This is a genomic window from Pseudomonas migulae, assembly GCF_024169315.1.
Taxonomy (GTDB): Bacteria; Pseudomonadota; Gammaproteobacteria; order Pseudomonadales; family Pseudomonadaceae; genus Aquipseudomonas; species Aquipseudomonas migulae_B.
In genome coordinates, this window is record NZ_JALJWR010000001.1 from 1,246,010 (window position 1) to 1,272,852 (window position 26,843).

Consider the following 26,843-nt stretch of genomic DNA (forward strand, 5'->3'; position numbering starts at 1 on the left):
TTTCTTTGTTTGATAGCGCCTCTTCGCGCCGCTTTACTCAATGCTCTGCGGCCTGAAGCAATTGATGTTCCCGACAGATCAAATCGATCTCGAGGGACTCCAACGGTTCCTGCGTCAATCCACAAAACGCCCCGGCGGCCACCGTCTGATGAAACCGGCAAGTCCGGCACAGCCCGAAACTCGGCACGTTTTGCCCTTGCTGAATGTTCCTCAGCAGTTCCAGCAACAACCCTTCCAGATCTTCTGAACGTGCACCCATGCGCTGTGCAGCAGCGACCAGAAAGTCCGGCGGCGTCACCGTGTCCAGAAGCGCCCGGGCCGAGGCCGTCAATTCCAGATGCACGCTGCGTTTGTCCCGGGTGTCCTGGGTTTTGACTAACAAGCCTTTGGTTTCGAGCGCCTTGAGCGACTGCGACACCGTGCCCTTGGTTAACCCGAGGTATTCGGTGACCGCCAACGGTGTGTTGGAGTATCGATTGCAGCGCCCGAGGTACATCAGCGCACTCAACTGAATCGGCTGTAGTTCGGTCAGTTTCGGGTGCTCGCGGAACCAGACACGGGTCAGGCTCGACAGCCTTTCCAGCAGATCAAATAGCACGGAAATTTCCTGATCAAGAACATCGATAGATAGTATCGAATAAAAACTATTTAACAATGGCCTCAGGCCTTATAGGATTAGTAGCGATCCGAAACCAGTCTCCAAAAAAGGAATGAAGCAAATGATGAACGTTAAAGTGTTCGACACCCACGTGCGCACCAAAGACGGTCGCTACCTGCATTTCGATGTGTTGATCGACAGCAACGACGCCGACCTGGCGAAGTCGTACGCCCGTCGATTCCTTGAGGAACAGGGCGTTCAGGACGAAGATATTTCCCAGAATGAATGCCGGTTCTGCCATGTTGAACCCACTAATCCGGTGGTGGCCGAGGCGATCAGCAAGCAAGGTCACTACATCATCAAGCTGCAAGGCTGTGAGGACAAATGACATGAACACGTATCAGCCTTTGGATTGTGATCTGCACGACTATCTGGAGATCGCCTGTCTGCGCGGTTATCAACTGCATGTCGAGTTGATGGATGGCAATAGCCTGATGGCCAAAGCGCTGACGACGCGGACTTCCAGCGACAAGGAAGAATTTCTCTGCGTTGAAACGGCTGACGGCCAACAGGAGATCCGCCTGGATCAACTGCTGGCCGTGACGCCACTGGAGGAGCATGCGCAGTTCGGGCGCGTGGTGTTTCAGGGCGCGGTCTGCTCGTTCTAGCACTCGGAATGCTCGACCTCAGTTCGGGTCGAGCAAGCCACCGCTCCAGTTGCGTGACGTGCGGCTGCCAGTGAATTTCGCCACCACCATGCCTTGGGAAACCAGGCGATCGCGATAGCGCGTGACCATGCGCCCCGCTTGTTCCGCGTGCAGCACCACTTCGGAGGACGGATCGCCGGGACGCCCGAGAATGCGCGCAAAGCGCTGGCCTTCCTCGACGAAATCGCCAAGCTCTTTTTCAAAGATCAACACGCCTGGCTGCGGCGCTAGAAAGGTCTCCATTTGCCCCATCTCCTTGACCTCTACCGGCCACTCACCGACCGCCAACGGCTCATCGATCACCCCGCAGCTGCACAGCCAGACATAAAGCCCCTCGGCATCCTGCTCGGCGAACCGATCGCTGACGTCGCCCTGCCCGCGCAGCTCCAGGGTCGCGGCCATGTGCCGGTCGGTGATGCCGTTGCGCAGCCAGGGGGCAATGATGGTTTCCTCGAAGGAGCCGTCGCCGCCGTCATCCCAGATGATCGCCACGTCCATCTTCATCGCCGCCGCCAGTTCGCGGCCCCGCTGCCAGAAGCTGCGATGAACGTAAAGATAGGGCAACGCTTCGTCATCGGTGTGCAGATCGAGCATCACGTCCGCCGTGGCGGCCAGTCGCACCAGGCTTTTTTGCCATTCCTGGACATTGGTTGAAGGCTGGGCCATCGCTGCCGACTGATCGAAGCCGCGATTGAAGTTATGGCCGGTGGCGTCGTGAAAGCGTCCGAGAATCCGCCCCTGGCGAAATTGCCCGATACCCAGCGGATTCGCTTGGGGAACCACGGTCACATAGCCCTTGAGGCGGCCTTCGGATTCTGCGACCTGCAGCCGCTGCATCAGCAAGTGCAGCACCAGCATCCCGGCGATTTCATCGGCATGCACCCCCGCCTGCAAATGCACGGTCGGCCCGCTGCCGTCGCCTTCGAAACGCCAGGCACCCACCCGCACCGCGTCGCCGTTATTGTTGCGAACACTGAACGAAATATCCTGCGCCATCTGCCTGCCCTCCCGTCCTGATCATTAAAAACCGCTGTTGCCAACACTGGATCTTGAACGCACGTTCAACTAAGCTCGCCAACCTGGCACCGCACTCAAGGATTTCGTTGTGACCACCGACTCTCCAAAATACCGCCGCGTTGAACCTGACGAACGTCGCGAACTGCTGGTGGAAGCCACCCTGCGTTGCCTGGCCCGCGACGGCCACGCCGGGATTTCCGTGCGTCGTATCGCCACCGAGGCCGGGGTGTCCGTCGGCCTGCTCAATCACCATTTCGGCAGCATCGATGCGCTGATCGCCGACACCTACCAGAAGCTCGCCAGCGAATTGACCGCTGCCCTGCTCCAGGAAATCCAGCAGGTCGGTACACCCGCGGAAAAAATGGACACCTTCCTCGTCGGCTCGTTTTCGCCCCGGGTCATGGACCCGAAACTGCTCGGCGTCTGGGTGGTGTTCTGGAGCCTGATTCGTCATTCGGACTACGTCAGCCAGTCCCACGAAAAGAGCTACCGCGACTACCTCGATCTGCTGCGCACGCTGCTCGATGACCTGGCCGTCAGCGAAGGCTTCGTGATCCACGACACGCGCCTGGCCGCCATTGGTTTATCGGCGATGCTCGACGGACTCTGGCTCGAGTGGTGCCTCAACCCCGAGACTTTCAGCCCCGCCAACGGCCTGCACATCAGTCGTTGCTGGGTAAAGGGGCTGCGTCACGGAGCATTCAGCACCGACGACGTCCTGTGACGGATGCCGACCGAAGATCATGGCCAGGGTGCCGCTGACCGCAATCAGACCCGCACCGATCATCAGTGACACATCCATCAACGTGCCCCAGATCAGGCTCGACAGCAGGAACGCCCAGATCAGCCCGGTGTACTCGAACGGCGCCAGCACGGTCGCGGTGGCGCGCTGGAAACTGGCGAACAGCAGGAACTGACCAATGCCGCCCACCAGCCCGGCGCCGAGCATGCCCAGCCAGGTCGGGGTCGGCGCCGGGGTGTGAGTCCAGGGCAACGCGACCGTCATGCAGATGACAAACACCACGTTGGTGATCAGCATCTGCTCCAGCACCGACGTCTGGTCATCGACCTGCCGCAACTGGATGTAGGTGAACGCCCAGCACATCGCCGCCAGCAACGTCAGCACGATCGGCAACGGGTCGGCCATGTTGCTCGGGCGACAGGCGATGATCACGCCGATAAAGCCGAGCACCAGGCTGAACCATTGCCAGCCGCTGGCCCGTTCCTTGAGGATCACCGCCGCCAGCACCGTGACCATGATCGGCGCGGAAAAATACAGCGTGGTCATTTCCGCAAGCGTCAGGTCCCGGGCCGCCGTGTAATACAGCAGCCACGCCACAATCGACAGCAAACCGCGCACCACCAGCAAGCGTCGGCTCGGTGAACGCCAGGCGCGCTGCACCAGTCGTAAACGCCCGGCGAGCAAGCAAGCGACGACCACGACAAGGCTGCGCCAGAACAGAATGCTGACTACCGAATAATCGGCAACCAGCCATTTGATGCCGGCGTCCTGCAACGCCAGGAACGCGTAGCCCAACGTGCACAGGCCAATGCCCTGCAACGAGCGGTCGACGATCCGTGGCGCATTCATTTACACCGACCTGCGCACGGGTGTCCCGCGCCGTTCGACGAAGGCAAACAGCGCCTCGATCAGGAAGGTCAGGCAAACGTAGACACCGGCCACCAACAGCAGCGGCTCGTACACTTGCAGGGTCTGCGCCCGGACCACGTTGGCGGCGCCCAGCAGATCGATCACCGCGATGGTCGACGCCAGCGCCGTGGACTTCAGCAACATCACGGTCTCCCCGGCCAGTGTCGGCAACAGCAAGCGCATGGCGCGGGGCAACCGCACGCGCAACAGGGACTGGCGCGAGGTCATGCCAAACGCCGACGCCGCTTCTATTTCACCTTTGGGCACCGCCAGCAGGCCGCCGCGAATCACTTCGCCGACGTAGGCGCCCATCGACACCACCAGGGCAAACACGATGTACCAGTAACCGTCACGCAAATAGGGCCAGAGGAAGCTGCCGCGAATCAGCGGGAACTGCGCAAACAGACTGCCGAGCCCGTAATAGAAGATGTAGATCTGGATCAGCAACGGTGTGCCGCGAAACACGCTGGTGTAGAACAGGCTGGCCCGGGCGATCACTTTGTATTTCGAGATCCGCGCCAGCGCCACCAGGATGGCCAGCAGGAAACCGAACACACTGGACAGCAACAGCAGGGTAATGGTCGTTTGCAGGCCTCGGCCCAACAGCGCCGCGTATTCAACTATCCACGCTGGAATCATTTCAATCACTCGACCAATGGCATCCAGCGACGAATGCGTCGCTCAAGCCGTCCCGACAGGTAGTTGGACACCAACGTCACCGCGTAATACATCGCCGCGGCCGTGAGGTAGAACAACAAGTAATGACGTGTCGAACCCGCGCCTTGCTTGGCGGTGTACAACAGCTCGTTGGTGCCGACCACGCTGATCAGCGCACTGTCCTTGATCAGGTTGATCCACAGGTTGGCCATCCCTGCCATCGCATACGGCGCCATGATCGGCAGCGTGACGCGCCGGAACAGCCCGAACCCGCTCAGGCCGAACGCCCTCGCCGCTTCGATCTGGCCGAACGGAATCGCCTGGATCGCCGCGCGGAAAATTTCCGAGGCGTAGGCGCCTTGCACCAGCCCCAGCACCACGATCGCCGCCAGCGGGCCGCTGACATTGACCACGCCGTAACCCAGTTCGGTCATCAGCGAGTTGATCAGCATGGAGCCGACGTAGTACAGCAACAGGATCAGCAACAATTCCGGAACGGCGCGGAACAAGGTGGTGTAACCGCGCATCAGCGTGGCGATCGGCCGGGGCGCGTTCAGTTTGAGACAGGCGACGACCAGCCCGATGGCCAGCCCGAGTGCAAAGGCGCCAGCGGATATCTGCAGGGTCATCCACAGCCCTTTGAGCAGCGCACCGCCCCACCCCGTTTCGCTGAAATTGATCAATTCGAACATGGCTGGCATTTCTCTCTCCAGATAGCGCAATCACTGTCTGACGCAATCCCTTGTGGGAGCGGGCTTGCTCGCGAAGGCGGTCTTACATTCAGCAATGATGTCGACTGACACACCGCCTTCGCGAGCAAGCCCGCTCCCACAGGGATCTATGTACAGGTCAGAACGCCGGTTTCACGCTGGTGCCGAAATAATGCTGGGAGAGGTCGTCATAGTCCTTGCTGGCCAACAAGGAGGCGATGGCCTTGTCGAGTTTGGCCTTGAGCTCAGTGTCATCCTTGCGCAGACCAGCACCCACGCCCTTGCCGAAAATCGGGTCATACGGCACTGCGCCGAGGTAAGCCAGGTCCTTGGCATCCGGCGTCTTGACGAAAGCCGCCATGGCCGTGCCGTCCGCCATCATCAGGTCGATGCGACCGGCAATCAGGTCGGCGTTGGCCGAATCCTGGGTATCGTAATACTTCACGTCGGCAATTTTTTCGTAGTAGGTCTTGAGATAGCTGGCGCTCACCGTCGAGTTCTGCACGCCGATGGTCTTGCCCTTGAGGTCATCCGGGTACTTTTTCACCGAAGCGTCTTTCGGCCCGACAATCGCGATCACCGAGTCGTAATACGCCTTGCTGAAAGCGATCTGTTTCTCGCGTTCTTCGGTCACCGACATGGAGGAAAAAATCACGTCGATCTTCTTCGCCAGCAGCGACGGAATGATCCCGTCCCACGCCACTTCCTTGATCTCGCACTCCGCTTTCATTTCGCTGCACAACTTGTGAATCAGGTCGACTTCGAAACCCTTCCATTCACCATTGGCCTGTTTCTCGGTGTACGGCGGATACGGTTCGGCCGCGACCGCGAACCTGATCGGCTGAGCTTGCGCCGCGCTCATGCCGGCCAGCATTACGCAGGCCACGCCGGTCAACCAGTTTGCCAAACGTCGATTTCCCATGATTTTTTCCCGTCTTTTTATGATGCGTTAGCGAGTTTGATGAGCGTTGACGAATTGCCGGCAACGTTCACTGCGTGGGTGTACGAACACTTCATCCGGCGAGCCGGTTTCCTCGATCAGCCCTTGATGCAAATAGGCGACTTTGGACGACACATCGCGTGCGAAAGCCATTTCATGCGTCACCAGGATCATGGTCCGGCCTTCTTCCGCGAGAGAGCGGATCACCCGCAGCACTTCGCCGACCAGTTCCGGGTCGAGTGCCGAGGTGGGTTCATCGAACAGCATGACTTTGGGCCGCATGGCCAAGGCGCGGGCGATGGCCACCCGTTGCTGCTGTCCCCCGGAGAGAAACGCCGGGTACTCGTTGCGTTTGGCCGCAAGCCCCACGCGCTCCAGCAAGGCTTCGGCCCGTTCAGTGGCTTCAGCACGGCTTTCACGCAGGACCTGGGTCGGCGCTTCGATGAGGTTTTCCAGCACCGTGCGATGGGGCCAGAGATTGAAGTTCTGGAACACCATGCCCAGGCTCGAACGGATTCGCACCAGTTGCTTGGCGTCGGACACCAGCGGCGCGCCGGGGCGTGAGTGGTTCAGGTGAATGCTTTCGCCATCGACCAGAATGCGCCCCTGGTCCGGCACTTCGAGCATGTTGATGCAGCGCAGCAAGGTACTTTTGCCCGAGCCGCTGGCGCCGATCAAGGAGATCACATCACCTTCGCGGGCGGTCAGCGAAACGCCCTTGAGCACCTCGATATTGCCGAACCGTTTGTGCAGCCGTTCGACTTCGATCATGGTCTTGGCCGCGACCGGTTCGGCGGCTGCGCTGCTGGTAACACGGGCGATCACCGGCCGCGGCGCTTCGCCTTTGAGCACCAGGACAAAATCGCGAATGCGCTGGCAGGCCTGGGCCAGCCGTTCTTCACCGAGGGTGAACGAGAGCCTTACAAAACCTTGCGCCGGCTCACCGAACGCGGCGGCATCCAGCACCGACACGCCCGCCTCGCGCAGCAGGCGCCAGGCGAATTCCAGCGAGGTCAGTCCGGTTTCGCGAACGTCGATCAGCACGAACATCCCGGCATCGGGATTGAGCACGGAAATGCCCGGGCAACCCGCCAAACCGTTCACCACCAGATCGCGGCGATGACGGTAGATTTCACGCATGCCGTGGGTGACTTCGTCATGGGCCAGCACCGCCTTCAGCGCGGCTTCCATGACAAACCCCGGCAAGCCGTAAAGCATGCTCAGCACCAGGGTTTCGGCGTGGGCTACCAATGCCTGATCGGCGACGATCCAGCCGGTGCGCCAGCCGGTCATGGCATGGGATTTCGACAGGCTGCCGATCACCACGCAACGTTCCGCCATGCCGGGCAAGGCCGCCAGACTGATGTGTTCGCGCTCGAACGCTAGGCTCTCATAGACCTCGTCCACCACCACCCACAGGTCGTGGGCGATGGCGATGTCGGCAATGCCTTGCAGCTCTTCGCGGGTCAGCACGACGCCGGTGGGGTTGTTCGGGTTGGAGAAGAAAATCGCCCGGGTTTTCGGGGTGATGGCTTTGGCGAGTACCGCCGCATCGAGCCGGAAACCGGCGTCCGCCGAGCAAGGCACGCGCACCAGCGTTGCTCCGGAAGCCTTGAGTGTCGCTTCGTAGGTCACGTACATCGGGTCGAGGGCGATCACTTCATCGCCGGCAGTGAGCAGGCACATTGAGGTGGCGAACAGGGCGTTCTGTGCACCAGCGACGATGATCACGTTGGAGGCTTGCAGCTCACGGTCGAACAGCTTGCCGTAGCGGTCGGCGATGGCTTCGCGCAAGGCCTGGCGACCGGAGATCTCGGTGTAGTGGGTGTCGCCCTCGCGCAAGGCGTGGATCGCGGCATCGGTGATGAAATCGGGGGTGGGGAAATCCGGGTCGCCGACGCTGAGAATGATCACATCCTCGCCCCGGCGCTTGGCTTCAAACGCTGCGTTGTGAATATCCCAGGCGGCAACGCCATCGCCTGCTATCCGCTCAACAAAGGGTGAAAACCGCATGCCAGTGCCTCGTTCGAATGGAAGAAACGCAAGCCCGCAACCAACCGGGGGTGGTGGAGCCAACATAGTCGAAGCTGAACAGTCGTTCAATAGAAAAGTCGTCCGGGTTCGCGTTCAGCGTAAACAGGTCGTTTTCACGACAGTCGAGCCGTTTTTCAGTACGGGTTTTCTCGTGTCTTATTGGCAAGCACAGGCGTGCTTGAGCTCGATCAGGGTGACGCCAGGATGGGCAAAACCACGGCGCAAATCGCGCTCCAGTTGATCGAGGCTTTGCGGCTCGTGCACGGTGCAGCCGAACGCTTTGGCCAGCAGTACAAAATCCGGATTGCGCGGCAGCACGCCCACCGGTTCGATATCGAGGCTGAGCATGTCGTCGCGAATCTGCCCCAATGCGTCGTTGTTCCAGAGCAGCACCACCAGCGGGCTGTCCAGTTCTTCGACGGCGGTGGCCAGTTCCTGCGCGGTGTAGAGAAAGCCGCCGTCACCCACCAGCACCAGGCCGGGCCGTTGCGGTGCGCCGAATTTCCCGCCGATCCCCGCGGGCAAGCCGTAGCCCAACGTGCCGTAGCCGGTGGGATGCAACCAGCTGCGGATATTCTGGCTGGCGAACGCGTAGTTGCCGGTGTAGGCCAGTTGGGTCATGTCGCTGCTGATGAACGTGTCGGCGGGCATCGCGGCGGTGATGCGGTCCAGGATACGTTGATGGATCGTTTGCAATTCACCGTGACCGGTTCGGATCGCGGCTTTCAAACCGGCGACCGCGGCCACGGCTTCAGTCGAATCCCGTGCCTCGGCCGGCACCCGCGTCAGTAACGCGGCGAGGGTTTGCCGGGCATCGCCGTGCAAGGCGACGGCACACGGATAGAAATCGTTGAACTTGCGCGAATCGATATCGACCCGGATCACCTCGCCGCTCAGCGGCAGGCGCTCGCGCCAGTAATCGGTGTCGGCCATTTCGGTGCCGACGGCCAGCACCACGTCCGCTTGCGCGATCAAGTCCCAACCGGGCTCAACGCACAGGCTGGAGCCGGCATTCAACGGCGCGTCCGGTGCCAGCAGACCTTTGCCGGCGACACTGGTGAACAGTGGCGCGGCGAGGCGTTCGCTCAAGGCTTGCAACTCGGCACCCGCCGCCAATGCCCCGCCGCCGGCAATAATCATCGGACGCTTGGCGTGTTGCAGGCGTCGGGCGGCTTCATCCAGTGCTGTGGCTTCCGGCAGACCACGGCCCGGACGGCGCACCACGTCGGCGCTCCAGTCACGGCTGATCGCGCCCGCCAGCACATCCAGCGGCACCGAAATGTGCACCGGCCTTGGCCGTTCGCTGTCGAACACGGCAAAGGCGCGGGCGACCAGTTCGGGCAAATCGTCGGTGCTCAACGCCACCGCCGAAAACGCGGTGATGGGGGCGGTGATCGCCCGTTGATCCTGGGTTTCATGCAGGCAACCCCAGCCTTTGCCGAGGCTGGCGGTGTGGTTGACGCTGGAAATCACCAGCATCGGAATCGAGTCGGCGTAAGCCTGGCCGATGGCGGTCGCCGCGTTGGTCACGCCGGGGCCGGTAATGATGAAGCACACGCCCGGTTTGCCGCTGACCCGGGCATAGCCGTCAGCCATGAACCCGGCGCCCTGTTCGTGGCGGGTCAGCACATGCCGGATGCCGCTGCCGGGCAAGCCGCGATACAGCTCGAGGGTGTGCACGCCGGGAATGCCGAACACGGTGTCGACGCCGTAATTCGCCAGCAATCGCACCAGGGCCTGGCCGCCGGTGAGGGTCGAGGATGGAGGTTGCGGGGTCGATTGTGAGCTCATGCCAGCCCTCGTCTTATTGTTTTGGAGTGATGGAGGATTGCGTCGATATTAAACACTCGTTCAACAGTGAGGCAACTCTTTCCCGCCTCGTGAAACCACATCACGAACACTAGATATCTATTTGTTTTACATAGGATTTAACTGGCGAATACAGAAAGCTGTTACATCTTCGAACATTCAAGCCGCCAGCGATGCACCGGCGGTGAACAGATAACCTGCCCCATGAATGGTGATGATCAGCTCCGGTTCGGCCGGGTCGTCATGCAGCTTGCGGCGCAGACGTCCCACCAGCACATCGATGGAGCGGTCGTTGGGCAGCCATTCGCGGTTGCGCAACTGGTCCATCAACTGGTCGCGGCTCAGGGTGTGGCCACTGTTGCGGATGAACACGTTGAGCAACTGGAACTCGCCGTGGCTGAGCAGGGTTTCGCGCCCGTCGCAGGCCTTCAGACGACGGCGGTCGGTGTCGAGCGTCCAGTCGGCAAAACGCTTGAGGTGCGCATCGGGGTGTGCGAGCGGCTGGGCGTGGTGCACCCGACGCAACAGGTTGCGGGCGCGTGCTATCAATTCCCGTGGGACCCAGGGTTGAATCAGGTAATCGTCGGCGCCGCACTCCAACGCCGGGAGACGCTCGGCGTCATTGCCGAGCAGGATAATCCCGACCTCCGAACGCTCGCGCCATTGGCGCGTCAGGGTCAAGGCGTCCGGCAACTGCGCATCGAGCAACACCAGCCCGACCGGGAAACGATTCAGGCAAGCCTCGGCCTGATCGACGGTGTCGGCGCAATGCAACTCATACCCTTGCGGGGTCAGCGCAGCACGCCATTGCTCCCGGTTCAGCGGATCGTCACTCACCATCAGCACGCACGGCATCACCGTCATGACCTGGCTCCTTTTCTTGGAATTGTGCGAAGCGGTGAATGCACTCTAGCGACTACTGAACAGTTGATCAACAAGCCGCTGTCACGTTTGACTAAACCGCTGATACCCGCCCATTTGCAGGCCATCGACCCATGCCTCGCAGATCTGCACGCCCTGGGCCGGGGTGAACGTGCTGGGGTTGAGCCCGCATTCCAGCCACAAACCGTCGAGCAAAGCGCTCAATCCGATCGCGGCCAGACCGCTGTCGAACGCCTCCCAGCCCTCCTCCTGCGCCAGCAACCTCAAGGCATCGCCCATGATGGTTCGGTACTCGCCATAAGAATGATCGTGCGCACGGTTGATCGCGTCGGCGGTTTTCACCGCGCCCCAGAACGCCAGCCAGGCTTCGAGCAGTTCGGGGTCGAGCATGCGCGGGGAAAACGACGCTTCGAAGAACGCTGACAGGTGTTGTCGCGCGCCATCGCCCGCGCTCGCCACCGACTCGCGCAGCAAACCCATCACCTGCCCGGTAATGTGCAGATAGGCATCGGCCACCAGCTCATCCTTGCCGGCGTAGTGATGACTGATCAACCCCACCGACACGCCGGCCTCGGCGCAAATCTTGCGGATCGAGGTGCCGACAAAACCGTACTTCTTCAGACACGTCAGCGTTGCGGCCACCAGATTGGCCTTGCGCAACTCGGGGTCCATACGCAAAAAACGCGCTTCCTCGGCCATGGTGCTCCTGTCCTTTTCGATATCGATGGCTGACGGTACAACATTGCGTCAGCGCAGGGGATACAACGCCTCGTCGAACTGCGCCAGACGAGGGAAGACCAGCGGCGAATCCTGCTCAAGGTTGTCCAGGCGCTGACGGTAATCCACCAGAAACTGCTCGCGGGCCTCGGCGCTGATGTACGGCACATGCCACGCCACGAACGGCGGCAACACGTCGAGTCCGACGTACGCCAGCGTGCCACGCAACAGGGGTCGCAGCATGTCTTCCAGCGGGCCATGAATCGCGCCGTCGCCGAACATGTGCTCGCGTCCGCCGAGCGTCACGGTGACCAGCGCTTTCTTCCCCGCGAGGCCGCCCTGATCGTAGAAACGCTTGCCGCCGTAACAGACGCCGGACACCAGCACCCGGTCGATCCAGCCTTTCAGGATCGCCGGCATCGAGAACCAGTAGATCGGGAAATTGAGGATCAATAAGTCGGCCCACAACAGCTTGTCGAGCTCCTGCTGAATGTCCGGGGCGAGACTTTTGGTCTTCACGCCCAGACGCTGTTCGAGTGCGTACACCAGATAGTCAGGGTTATCCCGGTCAGAGAAGTCCTCGGCGCTGGCGACAGGGTTCCAGTTCATCGCGTAGAGGTCGGAGACCTGCACTTCGTGCCCCTGAGCCTCCAGGGTCTGCACCGCCTGATCGCGCAACGCAGCTGTAAACGACTGCGGCTCGGGATGGGCATGAAGAATCAGTACATTCATTTGGGCAGCCTTATAGCAATCGATTAAAAGGGTCAGGCCAGGCGGATCAGTGCATCCACCGCCACCGCGCCTTCGGCATTGACCAGCAAAGGGTTCACGTCCAGCTCCAGCAGTCGCTCGGCGTTCTCGCAGGCGTAATCCGCCACCGCCCGAATCGCCCGGACCAACGTCGGCATATCCACCGCCGGACCGCCGCGAAAACCGGTGAGCAAGGGCGCACAGCGCAGGCTCAGCAGCGCCTCGTGAATGGCCTGATCGGTGGTCGGCAACAACAGGCTGCGACTGTCCTTGAGCAGCTCGACCAGAATCCCGCCGGCGCCGATCACCAGCGCCAGACCGAAGCCGGTTTCCCGTTTGATCCCCACGATCAGTTCAGCCAGGGGCGGCGACGCCATGCGTTCGAGCAGGACCTGATCGAACGCCAGCCCCGGCGCATGCCGCGCCAGGTTGCTGCGCATGCTGTCGAGCGCGGCGTTCAACCCTGCCTCGTCTTTCAGGTTGAGGGCGACGCCACCGGCTTCGGTTTTGTGCGGCAGGTCGGCACTCACGACCTTGAGCACCAGCGGATAACCGAGGCTGCGTGCCTCGTCCAGCGCCTGTTCGGGACGGCACAGGCGAGCTTCGGGCAACGGCAGGCCGAACGCGCGCAAGGCCTGTTTCGATTGCCATTCATCGAGCAATCGCCCCGATGCCACCGAGACAGCCGGACAGATCGGGGCCAGCGCCGATTCACCGTCGGCCAACAACGCTTCCCGGCGCGCGCGGTAATGGGCGATGCGTGACCAGGCCGCCAGGCCATCCTCGATCCCTTGCAGCGCCGCCACGCCCCGGGCATGCAGGCGTTCACGGGCTGTGGCCGGGAGCAGTTCGGGGAACGCCGAGCTCACAAAACCGGTCTTGCCGTGACGCTCCAGCAGGTCGCAATACAGCTCCAGCAGCAGATCGCACTCTTTGCGCTCACCGGTGAATTCGGCGGGATAGTCGAGCACCAGCAGCGCCGCATCGGCCGGTGTGCTTAGGGCCGTTTCGAGCATCTTTTCCAGGGCGTCGCGGTCGCCCCAGATGGCCGTGGTGAAATCCAGCGGATTGACCAGATTGGCGTAGCTCGGCAGAACCTGAGCCAGTTCCGCACGCTGGCTGTCGTCCAGTTTCGGCAAGGTCAGGTGATTGCGTTCGGCGTAGTCGGCGATCAATCCCGCATCGCCACCGGAGCAGGCCAATGCAATCAGGCTTGGCCCCGCCGGCAAGTTGCCGCAAGCCGCGGCCTTCAGGGTTTCGACAAAACTCACCGGGCCGCTGACGCGAATCACGCCGAGGCGCTCGAACAGACTGTCGTACAGCGCATCGGAACCGGCCAGGGAACTGGTGTGACTCAACGCCAGCTCGGCACCGATCTGCGACACACCGGTTTTCAGCGCGATCACCGGAATGCCTTTTTCCAGCGCCTTGTGCGCGACGCGGGCAAAACCGGGCACGTTCTTCAGCCCTTCGAGGTGCAAGCCGATAGCGGTCACCCGTGGCTCGTCGAGCAGCACGTCCATCAACTCGGCCACGCCCAGTTGCGCCTGATTGCCCACCGACGCCATGTAGGCCAACGGCAGCGAGCGATCGCTCATGGACAGGTTGTAGGCGAAATTGCCGCTCTGGGTCAGGATCGCGACGCCCTTCTCCACCACCTTGCCGCCATGGGCCACCGGCCACAACGCGACGCCGTGCAGGTAGTCGAGCAAGCCATAACAGTTGGGACCGAGCAGCGCCATGTCGCCGGCGGCGTGCAGCAGCTGTTCCTGCAACGCCAGCCCCTGCTCGCCGGTTTCCGCGAAGCCGGAGGCATAACAGATCGCACCGCCCGCGCCTTTGGCGGCCAGTTCGGCGACGCAGTTCAGTGTCAGCTCGCGGTTGGTGGCGATGAAAACGCCGTCCGGGCCACAGGGCAAATCGTCAATCGACGCCACGCACGGAACGCCTTCAAGGCTCGCATGTTGCGGATTGACCAGCCACATCTGGCCTTGGAAACCGCCGTCGGCGCAGCGCTTGAGCGCCCGCGCCATGCTGCGCCCGCCGACGAACGCCAGATGACGCGGCGCGAGCAGACGCTTGAGGTTGTCTCTGATCGACATGGGATTCTCCTTGGCCAATCAGCGCAGCAGTGGCCGCAGCAACTCGCGGGAAATGATGTGGCGCTGGATCTCTGAAGTGCCTTCCCAGATCCGCTCGATCCGTGCGTTGCGCCAGATGCGCTCCACCGGGCTTTCGTCCATCAGGCCCATGCCGCCGAAAATCTGCACCGCCTGATCCGCCGCGCGGCCCAGCACTTCACTGGCGAACAGCTTGGCCATGCCGGCCTCGCCGTCGGTCATGGTGCCCTGATCCATTTTCCAGGCCGCGTGCAGGGCCAGCAGTTCGGCGGCACGGATTTCGGTGGCCATGTCCGCGAGTTTGAACGAGATACCCTGATAGGTGCCGATGGCATGGCCGAACTGTTTGCGGTCGGCCGCCCATTGCAGCGACACGTCCAGTGCCCGTTGCGCCTGGCCGACGCAATTGGCGGCGACCATCACCCGCCCGGCCGTCAGCCAGGCGTTGGCCACGTCCCAGCCCTTGCCGACTTCACCGAGCACTTTGGAGGCTGGAACGCGGCAGTCGTCGAAGAAGATTTCGCTGGTGTGGTAACCGCGGTTACTGACGCATTTGGGGCCACGGCGAATGGTCATGCCCGGCGTGTCGCGGTCGACCAGGAAGGACGTCACGGCGTTGCGCTGGCGGCCGTTGTGCTCGTAGGTGTCCGTCACCGCGAACACGATGGCGAAGTCGGCATGGCCGGCGTGGCTGATGAAATGCTTGCTGCCGTTGAGCACGAAATCATCGCCGTCACGCACGGCGCGGGTCTTGATCGCATTGGCGTCGGAACCGGCGCCCGGCTCGGTAAGGGCGAAACAATCGACCTTTTCCCCGCGCACACACGGCAGCAGGTAGTCCTCGATCTGCGCACCCGTGCAAGCCATGAGAATTTTCGACGGACGCGCGACGAACACGTGCAGCGCCCAGGACACCTTGGACAGCTCACGCTCGATCAACGCCTGTGACAGGTAATCGAGCCCTCCGCCGCCGACTTCCTCGGGCATGTTGAACGCATAAAAACCGGCGGCAATCGCCTTTGCGCGAATCTGCGCAGCCAGTTCCGGCGGCACGGCATCGGCGCGGTCGACGGCGTCTTCGTGGGGCAGCAGTTCTCTTTCGACGAAGCTGCGCACGGACTCAACCAGCATGTCCTGCTCTTGGGTCAGTTGAAAATTCATGGTTGCACCTGCGGTTCGATTACTGGCCGATGAAATGAGGCGTGCGTTTTTCCACGGCGGCCCTGAGGGCTTCAGTGCCGTCCTGGCTGCGACCACACAGCAAGCCCGCTGCCTGTTCGGCCGCGAGTTGCTCGGCCAGGCTGCGCCGGGCGCCGTCGCGCAGCAGCACCTTGGTCTGGGCGAAGGCGAATGTCGGGCCGCTGGCCAGCCGCGTCGCCAGCTCGGTGGTTTGCGTGATCAACGCTTCATCGGCGCACACTTCGCTCACCAAGCCGGTGGCCAACGCGCGGTCGGCACTCCAGATTTCGTCGAGGAACAGCAGGCGTTTGCTCTGCTCGAGGCCGATCAACCGTGGCAGGTGCCAACTGGCGCCGGCGTCCGGCGAGTAAGCCATGCTGGTGTAACCGGCCTTGAACCGTGCCGATTGCGCGGCGAGTCGGAAGTCGCAGCACAACGTCAGGTCCATCCCGGCGCCTACAGCAATGCCGTTGATGGCAGCAATGGTGGGTTTGCTGAAACCGTGCAGGCGATTCATCAACTGGTGGGCGGTTTCGGTCCAGCCGTAGGTTTCAAGAATGCCGCGGCGCTCGGCGTCGGCCCATTCGGCCACGTCCGCGCCCGCGCAGAAACCTTTGCCGTTGCCGGTCAGCACCAGCACCCGTATCGCCGGGTCGGCTTCATGGCCGTCGAGCAGATCGATCAAGGCCTTGAGGGTGGGAATGTCCAGCGCGTTGCGTTGCTCGGTGCGGTTGAGGGTGATCCAGGCGATGCCGTTTTCAACCCGGCTGAGCAGTGACGGTTGCGAAGTCATGAAAGGTCCTCGTCGTTCTTATAGTTGGACTGGAGGTACGAACTGCTGACGATACTAAACAAGTGTTCAGTAACAGGGCAATCCTTTCAAAACCGTTTAGACATCGTCGCTACAACCCGCTAATTGTTTGATTTAAATATAAAATTTCTGAAAAAAGGCAATGGATCCCCTGAAGCTGTTACATCTTCGAACAACTCCCGGCCGTCCCAAAAAGCAAAAAGCCCCGCCCTCTCGAAGAGGACGGGGCTTTTTGTTGCCCGCCGATCAACCGGCGTTCAGCAGCACCGCGTCGTGCAGCTGCGCTTGCCGTAGCGCGCTTCCTGACGTTCGCGAAAGAACGCCGAATAACTCATGACCGGCTCGCCGGGATGATTCAGCGCCATCTGCGCCACGTAGTTGTCGTAATCCGGAACGCCCACCATCAGGCGCGTGCTTTGGCTGAGGAGCTTGGCGGCATGCTGCAGTTTACGGAACATGGCAGAAGTCTCTTTGTGGTGTGGGGACGGTCCAATGAAACCGCACTCATGTATCTGCAATGTGTCCGCGACCGGATGATTTGTATGTTCACGTAGCCCGGCTCTGCGCGATGCGTTTTGCCAGATTGATAAAGTTACTCAGGACCGGCCCCTCCTCCTCCCCCCGACAGATCAGGGTAATCGGCGCGACCAGCCGTGGTCGGGCGTTGAGGCGGCAATACACCACGGACTCACGATGAAACCCGTTCATCGACGCCGGCACCACGGAAACGCCGGCACCGGCCGCCACCAGACTGATGTTGGTGAGCATTCGTTCGACTTCGAAAGCGATTTTCGGCGTGAAGCCTGCGTTCTCACAGGCCTCGATCAGCTTCGAATACATACCCGTGGCACCGCTGCGTCGCACGAGGATGAACGGCTCGTCCGCCAGGTGCTTGATCGATATGACGGGCATCGGCACCTCGCCATCCCCCTTCTGTTTACGCGAACGGCCCAACAGCGGATGCCCCACCGGCAGTACCAGCAACATGTCTTCTTCGAGCAACTGATAGAACGTCATGTCCTGCGGCTGGCCCACGGGGGCGCGAAGGATACCGATGTCGAGCTTGCGTTGAACCAGATCGTCGGTCAGCTCCCGGGCACTGCCTTCGTTCAGCAACAGGCTGACGCCCGGATACGCCTCGCGGTAGGCGCGAATGATGCTGGGGATCAACGGATGCGCGGCGGCCGAACTGGTGAAGCCGATCGACAGCGCGCCTTCGTAGCCCTGGGCCGCCTTGGCTGAACGCCGTGCAGCGTCTTCGACGCGATTGAGAATGTCCCGCGCCTCCTGCAGGAAAATCACCCCGCCGGGGGTCAGGTCAACGCCCTTGGGGTGACGCCGGAACAGGTCGAACCCCAACTCGCTTTCCAGCGCACGGATCTGCTGGCTGAGCGGCGGCTGCTGCATGTTCAGGCGGACGGCGGCCCGAGTGAAATGCTGCTCCTCGGCAACCATCAGGAAATAACGCAGGTGTCGGAGTTCCATAGGGCCCTGAACATGAAGGTAAGTAGGGAGGCGCAGTATAGGGGCGTGGATTGCACCCGACAAAACGACGCCGATGGCGGATAAAACTCGTTACACTGCACGCCATAAAAAAATCTGGCGCCGAACCCCCTGCGGTCATTGGCGACCCGTGTCGCGAGGAGCCTCAACCCCCCATGCATGGCCGTTTTTTCAACAGCAGCGTTATGCAGATGCTGGCCGCCATGCTTTTCGGCCTGGCGCTGGGGTATGCGCAACCGCACCTGGCGGTCATCCTCAAGCCCCTCGGTGACGGCTTCGTCAAACTGATCAGCATGAACATCTCCCTGGTGGTCTTCGTGCTGGTGGTGTCGGGTATCGCCAGCCTGCATGACCACCGCCAGTCCGCACGCATCGGCGGCAAGGTCGTGATCTACTTTGAAGTTCTCGCGCTGTTCTCCCTCCTGGCCGGAATGGCCGCGGCGCTGTGGCTGCAACCCGGTGCAGGTCTGGCAACGCTGGACACTGCAACAGCTCAGCACCTGCCAGGCAGCCTCCATGATTCGTTCAACGTCAGCGGATTTGTACTGAGCGTCATTCCCACCACGTTTGTCGATGCCTTCATGCAGGGTGGCAATACTCTGCAGGTGTTGTTTCTGGCCATTCTGTTCGGCATGGCCCTGGCACGCTGCGGTGAGGATGGCGCCCCGATACGCAAGGGCATCGATGTCCTCGCGCAGCTGATGTTCAACATCATGGCGATGATCCTGAAACTGGCGCCGCTGGCCGCTTTCGCCACGCTGGCCTACACCGTCGGCCGCTACGGCCTGTCGTCGATGCTGCCCTTGGCGAAACTGGTGTTGACCCTGTACCTGGCCAGCGCGCTGTTCATTGTGATCGTGTTCAGTTGCGTGACCCGGATCGCCGGGGTGCGTTTGTCGAGCCTGCTGCGCTACATCAAGGAAGAGTTGCTGGTGGTATTGCTCACCACCTCATCGATCGCCGCCCTGCCCTCGCTGATCGTCAAGATGGAACGCCTGGGTTGCGCACACAGTATCGTGCGCCTGGTCCTGCCCGCCGGAAACGCGCTGAATCTCAACGGCACCAACATCTACCTGGCGGTGTGCGCCCTGTTTATCGCCCAGGCCGCGCACATCGACATGAACACCGGCCAGCTCATCACCTTCCTGATGATCGCCATGCTGACCTCCAAAGGGGCCAGTGCTGTGGCGGGTTCGTCGTTCATCACCCTGGCAGTGACCCTCAGTGCCCTGCAGATCGTGCCGCTGGAGGGCGTCGCGTTGCTGTTGAGCATCGAGCGGCTGATGAAATGCCGCTCACTGACCAACCTGATCGGCAACGCCGTGGCGTGCCTCGCCATTGCCCACTGGGAAAAAGCCATCGACCGGGAACGCTTGCAACAGGAACTGGGTCGCTGAAAAACCTCAACCCAGCTCGTTGAGCAACGCCTCGCTCAACGCCTGCGGCCGCCCGGAAAACAGGGTGCGCAACGGCTCATCGGTGGCCAGATGCCGATACAACGCGGACCGTTCTTCATGGCTGGAGGCCATGCGCACCGCCGCCTGAATGTAGGCTTCGCGGGTCGGCGCAATGGTCCATGACGGCAGCCCGACGCGCCGGAACAAGCCCTCGTCGATGTGCTCGAACACCTGCGGACCGGTCTTGCACACGCCCGGCAACCCCACCGTCAACGCGTCGATAATGCCGTTGGTATTACCGAACGGAAACGGGCTGAGAAACAGGTCGCAGCGGTTGAGAATCGCCATGTAATCCTGATAAGGCTGGTGCGGATACACCGTGGCATCGCGCACGTAGCGTTCAATCAGGCGCACCAGTTGCGGGTACAACAAGCCCTGGGCCTGGCCAACGAGAAAGTGGAAATGCACGCGTTTCCCGGACTGATTCAAGGTCTGCACGGCGATGGCCTGGCAGCTCGCCAGAAAGCCCGGATTGAGTTTCATCGTGGTCGCCGCCACGGCGACATTGACCACCGGCCCGTCGTCGCGCGCCACGCGTGGCAGATTCACCGCAAGCGCTGATGGGCGATAAGGCTGGCCATCGGCGGGCAAGCGCAGCAGCCGCTCGGTGAAACACTCCGGATCACCGACAAAATCATCCTCGACACTGATGCAATCGATATGGCGTGAAGCGGTGGTCGCCGGGTGCCCGAGCGCCGCCACTTGCAGCGGCGCCATCCGTAGATTGCTGGCGAACAGCGTGATCTGGAACATGCCGACGCTGGGCATGTAGAACACTTGTGCTTTTCGCGCCGCCGCGAGGTCACGCAACTGGCGCAGGCAGGCGAACAGATCGTCAGGCTCGGCGAACTCGACAAACTCGTCGAATACCGCGCGTCCCAGGTCATCGACATTGGCCCCGTAGCCGACGCCCACCACGTGGAAATCACGCCGCGCCGCCTCCAGGGTGCGCGAGTGAGTGCGGTAGATCGAGTGCCCGCCGGAAAACCACTCCACCAGCACCAGCATCAACGGTTTTTGCGATGCGTTGTCGACCGCACCCCGGTGCAGCGGCAGTGGCTGGATGCCGACACTGTCCAGCTTGCGCTCGATCAGACGGTTGATCGATGCCTTGATCCGGTGCCGTTGCGGCAGGTCGGCATAACTGCAATGCATGTACACGTCATGCAACACGCTGATCGGCAGCGCGTCGAGGCTGTCGAGCTGGTCCAGGCGATCGGGCAACCAGGCCAGTAACGCCTCGCGCTTGGAATGCGCGGCCGGCGTGCCGAGGAATCGCGGCGACAGCAGCGCCATGAACAGCGCGGCGGCCAGCGCCGGGTTACGCGCCCACAGCAACTCGACATCCAGCGGCAGCTCGGACTCCGGAGAGTAAAGGATGCAGAACTTCACCAGATCCTGTTCCGCGAGCCGGTAGTCGTTGGCGTCGTGCCCCAGCAGGTTCAACGAGCGCAGGATGTGGTCGCAATTGACGAAGGCGCTGGCCGCGAACAGCGACGACAGCCAGCGTTGCAGGTTGATCAATTGGCCGAAACCGTCGGGACTGATGCGAAACCCGGGGTCGGAAAACAGCGCCGTGATGGCGCTGGTCAGGCGCGTCAATACGTGATGTTCCAGCTCGCCGGCGGTAATCGCCGGCGACACGGACAAGGAGAATTGTTCGGACAATTTGCCGTAGTGGCGGTCGATCAGTTGCAGCAGCCGCACCAGATCCTGGGCAGCCGCCTCGTGATCATGGGTGTAACAGCGGTACTCGAACTGCTCGAGGGAAAACACTTGATCGGACATAGCAAACGCCAGAGTGAGAATGGACTTCGACGATCATGGGCCCGATCGACACGGGTCAGGCCCATTACCCCTCAACGGCCCAATGCGTAAAACGTGCTGTCGAGGTGATTCTGCGCCTGCGCCAGCTTCTGCCGCTGCTGGGTCAGCCAGTCCTGATCACCCTTGAGGCGCAGTTTTTCCTCGGCCAGCATCCGCTCGACTTCGGCCCGCTGCGGTCCGCCCAGCCCTTTGCTGGCACTGACCATGTTCTGCGCCGTCAGGGCCTCGCGGAACCGGGCCTCGGTCAGCGGGAACTGTGCGCCTTGCAGGTTGAACGCTTCCAGCGCCTTGCCGTAGATCACCCGCACCTGATCGAACGGAATGTCGGCCGGCTTGATCTTGTTCTGGCGCCCATAGGTGACCAGATCGGATGCGAAGTGATGGCCGACGCGGAACGGTACATCAGACTCGCGTTGCAGCGTATCGGCCAGTTCGGTGGTGGTCGAGTAGTCCGCGTCGACTTCCTGCAAAGCGCGCTTCTTGTCGATGATCAGGTTGCCCAGCATATCGGTCATCAAGTCGAACGCCTGGGTGGTCTGATCAAGGGTTTTCTCGACCTGATCACGCTTGTAGTCCGGCATGCCCGACGAAACGTTATGGCCTTCGAACTCGAACGTGACCGCCCCGCCCACCACGTCGCTGGCTTGCAGGCGCAAGCGGTTGAGCACGTAGGGATTGCGCTTCTGCGGCATGATGCTGCTGGTTCCGGTCAGATGGCCTTCCTGGATCATGATCCACGGATAGGGCTGGTGATACTGGATGTGCATGTCCTGCACCAACAGGCCGATGGTCTGCGCGGCATTGCTGCACACGCCGGTCAGCTCCATGCCAGTGTCGAGGGCCGCCAGTTGCGTGGCGTCATAGGAGTTTTCAACCGGTGCGTCGAAACCCAGCAGGTCCGACAGGCGTTTGCGGTCCACCGGGAAACTCGACGTCCCGAGCGCCGCGCTGCCCAACGGGCTCAGGTTGAGGCGCGCATACGCCTGTTGCAGCCGTGTGGTGTCGCGCTCGAACACGGCGGTGAACCCCAGCAGGTAGTGGGCGTAAGTCGTCGGTTGCGCTTGCACGCCGTTGGTGTAGGCCGGGACGATGGTGTCGATATGGTTTTGCGCCAGATCGATGAACGCGGCCCGGGATTTGTTCATCGAGTCCAGCAGGTTCAGCGCGCGCTCGCGCTGCATCAGCCGGCGCGTGGTGGACAGGATGTCCTGGCGGCTACGGCCCGAATGCATGCGCGAACCATCGGGGCCGGCCAGTTTCAGAATCAGCGGCTCGTAGTCCAGGTAATCCGCCGGGCGCTCGGCGCCGGGCTTGTCGCCGTCCTTGATCACCTGATCGACCGCCGACACGATCTTCTTGCCCAGATCTTTTGGCACGATGTTGTTTTCGATGACCATCACCGTGGACGCCTTGTTCATTTCGCCCAGGTAGTAAAAATAGTCATGGACTTCTTTCTTCTCGGCAGCCTGGACGTTGCCCAGGGACATGCTCAGTGCCAGCGGCAACAGTGCGAAGTGGATCGCCAGGCGCAGCGGGGATTGGGAGTGGTTCATTGGGGTGGTTACTCTCGCTCGGTTTGACTGGAAGAACGGGGACCCGACGTGCCAGCGGCAGCGACGGTGGACCATGGCGCGACCTTGATGTCCACCTGGTCGGCAACGCTGCCCATGGCGGTGAGGTGGTAATCGGGTGTCAGGGGTTGGCTCCAGGCGCTGTTCGCCATCTGCATGTGCAGGTACTGGGTGGTCGGTGCGATTGCGCTGTCGAACAGGCTGCTGTTGATCAGTCCGCCCCGTGAAATCACCACGGCGCCGTCACCGCTGGCCGACAGGCTGGTGGTGTCATCAGTGTGGGTGATGAATTGGCCGGTTGGCGTGTCGACATCCACCAGCAACAAACCGTCAACGACCTGCAGGCTGTTATTGCCGTCGTCGAAGCTCAAGGCCGCCCCGCCGGCACTTCTGCCGATCAGGGTCAGGTTGCCGTCGCCGCCCGTGGTCACGCGGTTGTAGCCGTTGGCATTGGAAGCGCTGAACGCAATCCCGTCGCCGCTGCCTTGCGCGGTGCCCACCAGGCGAATGTCGCCGCTGTCGGAAACAATCCTTACTCCGTTGCCCGGCCCCGAGGCGCCGCTGCGAATGCTCAGGCCGGCCTCGGACGAGGTGGCGGCGCTGGTGCCGGTCAGGGACAGATCGCCGCTGACGGTCGACAGCGTCAGCGAACTGCTATTGCCCGACGGATAAATATTGAGGCCGACGCCGCCCCGGGATTGTCCCTCGAGGGTGACCGAGCCGGTGCCCGTGGCCTGGATCACGTTTTGCCCGGTCAGCAGACCAATGCCGTCGCCCGCGCCGCTGCTGCCATTGATGCTCAACGCACCGTTTTCAACGCTGAGCTGCGCCTTGCCGTTGCCGTAGATCTCGATCCCGCTGCCGAAATCGGTGGCATTGCCGATCAGGGTCAGGTTGCCGTCACCGCTGGTTTTCAGGATGTTGTTGACGGCAAGGATGGCGATACCGTGGTCCAGCTCGGCGCTGTTGGGCGAGTGGAAGTTGCCGATCAGGGTGATGTCGCCGCCCTGGGAGGTGATGCGGTTGCTGGAAACGCCGTTGCCGGTGCTGCCGCCCAGGGCGATGGCATCCGAGGTGCCCACTGAATCGCCGCGCAAGGTGATGTTGCCGGAATCGCTGGCGACGTTGACGCCTCTGGAATTGCCCGTGGAGTTGAAGAAAATCCCATAGCCACCGGAGGCCGTCGTGCTGTTGCCGCTGATGTTGATGTCACCGCTGGTGGTCGACAGGTCAATGGCGGCGTTGGCGCCCGACGGCGCAATATCGACGCCGCGCCCGGAAACGCTGGTGCCATCCAGCGTCAGGTTGCCGCTGCGGGTCGCGACACGAATCGTCGAATAATCACCGCTGGCGTCCAGCGACAATGCCTTGAACGAGCCGCTCGCAGTGCTCACGGTGTTGTGGTTGGCCTTGAGCAGGACATCACCGCCGGTGCTGGCGATGTTGATCCCCGCGCCGGGTGTCGCGGCGGTGCCGCTGCCCGATGCGATCAGTGCCAAAGCCGGTGTGGTGCCGCCTTCGGTGGTCCCGGTCAGGGTGATGTCGCCGTCGGTAGCGAGGTTGATCGATGAGGTGGCACCGGTCGAATTGAGGATCGTGCCGTAGCTGCCGTTGCTATGGCCGTTCAGCACAATGTCACCGCCCTGTGCCGAACCCAGGTTGACGGCGCCATCGCCCGAAGCGGCCAGGTACACACCCCTGCCGGTGTCGCTATTGCCCTGCACCGTGAGCCTTCCGGTGCCGACCGTCAGGCTCTGCGAAGACGACGCCGCCGTCGCGCAGACCAGCACGCCATAGCCGGAAGCCGCCGTGCCGCGCAGTGTCACATCGCCGGAACCGGTGGCGGCGATGCTGTTGTTGGTGCTGAAGATCCGTGTCGCGTTGCCGCTGCCCAGGTTGGTACTGTCGACCGTGATCGATCCGATGCCCGTGGTCAGCAAACTGCTGCCTGCGGTCAGGACGAAGGCGTCGCCGGTCCCGCTGGTGCTCGCTTGCAGCGCGGTGATGCTGATGTTGCCGCCACCGGCGTCGATGCTGCTGCCACGGATGTTCACCGCCGTTGCCGTGGAACCTGCCGCCAGGGTGGCGGACGTGGCGCCGCGCAGGACGACGTTGCCTCCGCTGGTGGTGATGCGCGTGCCGTTGCTCAGGGAAATGCCGTTGCCGTTGCTGACGTTGGTGCTGGCGTAAGACTGGTTCGGCTGCACCGCGCCGCTGATGGTCAGGTTGCCGCCGTTGGTGCTGAGGGTCGCATTGCTCAGCGCCACCGAGCCGTTGCCGCTGTTGTTGAAGTTCGAGTACAGCGACACGTTGAGGGTCTTGCCCGTACCGTTGCTGATGCTGGTGTTGGTCATCACGATGTTGCGGTGAGCCTGCAACGTCAGGGTCGCGTTGCCGACCCCGCGGACGTTGTCCAGCACGTTGATGTCGCCGGAAGTCCCGCCCACCGAGGTCGTTTGTACAATGACGTTCGCCCCTTCGGACAACGACGCGTTGAGCACTGCCGAGCTGAGGTTGGAACTGCTGGCGCCACTGGACGTGAACGGACTGGTGCTGGTGGCGCCGCCGGCACTGGCGGGCGCGGTGATGTTGATGTTGAACGGGTCAATCAGCCAGGTACCGCCCTGGCCCGACACCGCGCTGAGGTCGACGATACCGGTGACATCCAGCGCGTGCCCTGAGGTTTCCACCAACCCGCCCCGCCCCTGTCTGCCGGCACCTTTGACGCTGATGCCGCCGTGGAACTGCGTGCTGTCCAGCGACCAGAGAATGACTTTGCCGCCATTGCCGTTGCTCAAGGCATCGGCGCTGATGCGCGCATCGCGGCCCATGTAGGTGGACGTTGCCTGGTGAACGCCGTTGCTGCCCTGATAGTCGCCACCCAGCAGCACGGTGCCGCCCGCGACATCGCCGTCGGCATTGATTCGGCCACTGTCGAACAGACCGACATACTCCCCGGTCATGCTAACGTTGCCGCCGCGCTCGCCACTGTTGCGCCCGGACACGTCGAGGGTACCGCTGTTGGCCACCACGCCGTGACTGCCGCCATCGAGCACGATGCGACCGTTGCGTTGCTGCAGGCTGCGCGCTTCGATCACCCCCTCGTTGTTCACCACATTGCTGAGCATCGCCTGGGAATCCCGCGCGCTGAGCGCCACCAGGCCACCGTTGGCTTGCAATAGCCCGCGGTTGACCACGCTGGCGCCCACCGCCGGGTCGTTGACTTCGAGGTTGATCAAGCCGTCGCCGTTGAGGTCGAGGGTGATCTTCTCGCCGCCACCCAGCACGACCGAGCCCAGTCGGGCGACCACGGTGCCTTCATTGCGCACCTGGGCACCGAGCAGCGCGACGCTGCCGCCGTCTCCCGCCGTGATCACCCCTTGGTTGATGACCGCGCCCTGGCTTTTGCCGGAGAACACGTTGCGCCCGGCGAGAAAATCGCTGTTGGAAATATCCAGCGAACTGGCCACCAGCCCGCCAACGTTGACCATCGAGCCCGCACCAAACAACACCCCGGACGGGTTGATCAGAAACACCTGACCGTTGGCGTTCAACTGGCCGAGAATCTGCGAGCCGTCGCTGCCGGTCACCCGATTCAGGGCGACCGATGAACTGCCCGGCTGGTGAAAATTGACCTGGGCGCCACTGCCGATATTGAAGGTGTTCCAGTTGATGATCGCCCGGTCGCTGCCCTGATTCACGGTCATCACGTTGCCGTTGCTGTTGACGGTGGCGCTACCGGCAACCACCTGGCCGTTGGTGGGCAGCGCGTTGCTGTCCAGTGCCAGCGCCGGCAGCGGCGCAAGGCTGTAAATCACACAGAGCACGGCATGGCTGAGGGGTTTGAGACGCGGTAGCGCCTGGCGACTGATGCGGTGGGTTCGAACGTTGCTCACAGCCTTC

At 62.1% G+C, this 26,843-nt stretch carries 22 protein-coding genes and 1 pseudogene; 4 read left to right on the forward strand and 19 right to left on the reverse strand.

The features are described from left to right. Positions 1–37: 37 nt before the first annotated feature. Positions 38–598, reverse strand: coding sequence for a MarR family winged helix-turn-helix transcriptional regulator (locus J2Y86_RS05670; protein ID WP_253428747.1), 561 nt, complete (start codon positions 596–598; stop codon positions 38–40). A 124-nt stretch (positions 599–722) separates the two neighbouring features. On the opposite strand from J2Y86_RS05670, the gene J2Y86_RS05675 reads away from it, so the two are divergent. Both J2Y86_RS05675 and J2Y86_RS05680 read left to right on the forward strand, forming a co-directional pair. Then, positions 723–986, forward strand: coding sequence for a DUF2024 family protein (locus J2Y86_RS05675; protein WP_253440145.1), 264 nt, complete (start codon positions 723–725; stop codon positions 984–986). A gap of 1 nt (position 987) precedes the next feature. Next, positions 988–1,266, forward strand: coding sequence for a Rho-binding antiterminator (locus tag J2Y86_RS05680; protein WP_253428748.1), 279 nt, complete (start codon positions 988–990; stop codon positions 1,264–1,266). A gap of 18 nt (positions 1,267–1,284) precedes the next feature. On the opposite strand, the gene J2Y86_RS05685 is transcribed toward J2Y86_RS05680, so the two are convergent. Then, on the reverse strand, positions 1,285–2,301 hold the full coding sequence (locus tag J2Y86_RS05685) for a succinylglutamate desuccinylase/aspartoacylase domain-containing protein (RefSeq protein ID WP_253428749.1): 1,017 nt from the start codon (positions 2,299–2,301) through the stop codon (positions 1,285–1,287). A 220-nt stretch (positions 2,302–2,521) separates the two neighbouring features. Here J2Y86_RS05685 and J2Y86_RS05690 point away from each other — a divergent pair. Further along, positions 2,522–2,950 (forward strand): annotated as a pseudogene (locus J2Y86_RS05690) (TetR family transcriptional regulator C-terminal domain-containing protein); the annotation flags it as partial. Here the strand turns inward: J2Y86_RS05690 and J2Y86_RS05695 are convergent. From J2Y86_RS05695 to J2Y86_RS05765, 14 genes are all read right to left on the reverse strand, one after another. Continuing rightward, positions 2,906–3,913 carry a DMT family transporter gene (locus J2Y86_RS05695; RefSeq protein WP_253428750.1) on the reverse strand — a complete coding sequence of 336 codons (1,008 nt, stop codon included), beginning with the start codon at positions 3,911–3,913 and terminating at the stop codon, positions 2,906–2,908. The pseudogene J2Y86_RS05690 and the gene J2Y86_RS05695 sit on opposite strands and share 45 nt — an antisense overlap. Continuing rightward, complete coding sequence (locus J2Y86_RS05700) at positions 3,914–4,612, reverse strand: ABC transporter permease (protein ID WP_253428751.1); 699 nt, start codon at positions 4,610–4,612, stop codon at positions 3,914–3,916. 5 nt (positions 4,613–4,617) lie between these two features. Further along, entirely contained in the window at positions 4,618–5,331 is a 714-nt protein-coding gene (locus tag J2Y86_RS05705; RefSeq protein WP_253428752.1) for an ABC transporter permease, read from the reverse strand. Positions 5,332–5,479: 148 nt separating this feature from the next. Beyond that, on the reverse strand, positions 5,480–6,262 hold the full coding sequence (locus tag J2Y86_RS05710) for a transporter substrate-binding domain-containing protein (protein WP_253428753.1): 783 nt from the start codon (positions 6,260–6,262) through the stop codon (positions 5,480–5,482). Between the two features lie 27 nt (positions 6,263–6,289). Further along, a complete protein-coding gene (locus tag J2Y86_RS30165) occupies positions 6,290–8,293 on the reverse strand; it encodes an aminotransferase class I/II-fold pyridoxal phosphate-dependent enzyme (RefSeq protein WP_301308658.1) in 2,004 nt (667 codons plus the stop codon). A gap of 177 nt (positions 8,294–8,470) precedes the next feature. Further along, entirely contained in the window at positions 8,471–10,105 is a 1,635-nt protein-coding gene (locus tag J2Y86_RS05725; RefSeq protein ID WP_253428754.1) for a 5-guanidino-2-oxopentanoate decarboxylase, read from the reverse strand. 177 nt (positions 10,106–10,282) lie between these two features. Then, the gene (locus tag J2Y86_RS05730; RefSeq protein ID WP_367399725.1) at positions 10,283–10,981 is read right to left on the reverse strand and encodes a winged helix-turn-helix domain-containing protein; all 699 of its coding nucleotides are present in this window, start codon (positions 10,979–10,981) and stop codon (positions 10,283–10,285) included. A gap of 87 nt (positions 10,982–11,068) precedes the next feature. Further along, positions 11,069–11,704 carry a TetR family transcriptional regulator C-terminal domain-containing protein gene (locus J2Y86_RS05735; protein WP_253428756.1) on the reverse strand — a complete coding sequence of 212 codons (636 nt, stop codon included), beginning with the start codon at positions 11,702–11,704 and terminating at the stop codon, positions 11,069–11,071. 48 nt (positions 11,705–11,752) lie between these two features. Next, complete coding sequence (locus J2Y86_RS05740) at positions 11,753–12,454, reverse strand: NAD(P)H-dependent oxidoreductase (RefSeq protein WP_253428757.1); 702 nt, start codon at positions 12,452–12,454, stop codon at positions 11,753–11,755. A 32-nt stretch (positions 12,455–12,486) separates the two neighbouring features. Beyond that, positions 12,487–14,574, reverse strand: coding sequence for an acetate--CoA ligase family protein (locus tag J2Y86_RS05745; RefSeq protein WP_253428758.1), 2,088 nt, complete (start codon positions 14,572–14,574; stop codon positions 12,487–12,489). 18 nt (positions 14,575–14,592) lie between these two features. Continuing rightward, on the reverse strand, positions 14,593–15,753 hold the full coding sequence (locus tag J2Y86_RS05750) for an acyl-CoA dehydrogenase family protein (RefSeq protein ID WP_253428759.1): 1,161 nt from the start codon (positions 15,751–15,753) through the stop codon (positions 14,593–14,595). A gap of 19 nt (positions 15,754–15,772) precedes the next feature. Beyond that, positions 15,773–16,564: an enoyl-CoA hydratase/isomerase family protein gene (locus tag J2Y86_RS05755; protein WP_253428760.1), complete on the reverse strand. Its 792-nt coding sequence runs from the start codon at positions 16,562–16,564 to the stop codon at positions 15,773–15,775. Between the two features lie 275 nt (positions 16,565–16,839). Further along, positions 16,840–17,040: a YbdD/YjiX family protein gene (locus tag J2Y86_RS05760; RefSeq protein WP_253428761.1), complete on the reverse strand. Its 201-nt coding sequence runs from the start codon at positions 17,038–17,040 to the stop codon at positions 16,840–16,842. An 88-nt stretch (positions 17,041–17,128) separates the two neighbouring features. Then, positions 17,129–18,067 carry a LysR family transcriptional regulator gene (locus tag J2Y86_RS05765; RefSeq protein WP_253428762.1) on the reverse strand — a complete coding sequence of 313 codons (939 nt, stop codon included), beginning with the start codon at positions 18,065–18,067 and terminating at the stop codon, positions 17,129–17,131. Positions 18,068–18,240: 173 nt separating this feature from the next. Between J2Y86_RS05765 and J2Y86_RS05770 the strand changes: the two genes are divergently transcribed. After that, positions 18,241–19,482 (forward strand): cation:dicarboxylate symporter family transporter, encoded by a 1,242-nt coding sequence (locus J2Y86_RS05770; RefSeq protein WP_253428763.1) that lies wholly within the window; start codon positions 18,241–18,243, stop codon positions 19,480–19,482. 6 nt (positions 19,483–19,488) lie between these two features. Here J2Y86_RS05770 and J2Y86_RS05775 read toward each other — a convergent pair whose 3' ends face one another. From J2Y86_RS05775 to J2Y86_RS05785, 3 genes are all read right to left on the reverse strand, one after another. After that, positions 19,489–21,330: a peptide transporter gene (locus J2Y86_RS05775; protein WP_253428764.1), complete on the reverse strand. Its 1,842-nt coding sequence runs from the start codon at positions 21,328–21,330 to the stop codon at positions 19,489–19,491. Between the two features lie 71 nt (positions 21,331–21,401). Next, the gene (locus J2Y86_RS05780; protein WP_253428765.1) at positions 21,402–22,922 is read right to left on the reverse strand and encodes an argininosuccinate lyase; all 1,521 of its coding nucleotides are present in this window, start codon (positions 22,920–22,922) and stop codon (positions 21,402–21,404) included. Between the two features lie 8 nt (positions 22,923–22,930). Then, positions 22,931–26,836, reverse strand: a complete 3,906-nt coding sequence (locus tag J2Y86_RS05785) for a beta strand repeat-containing protein (protein WP_253428766.1) — start codon at positions 26,834–26,836, stop codon at positions 22,931–22,933. Positions 26,837–26,843: the final 7 nt, after the last annotated feature.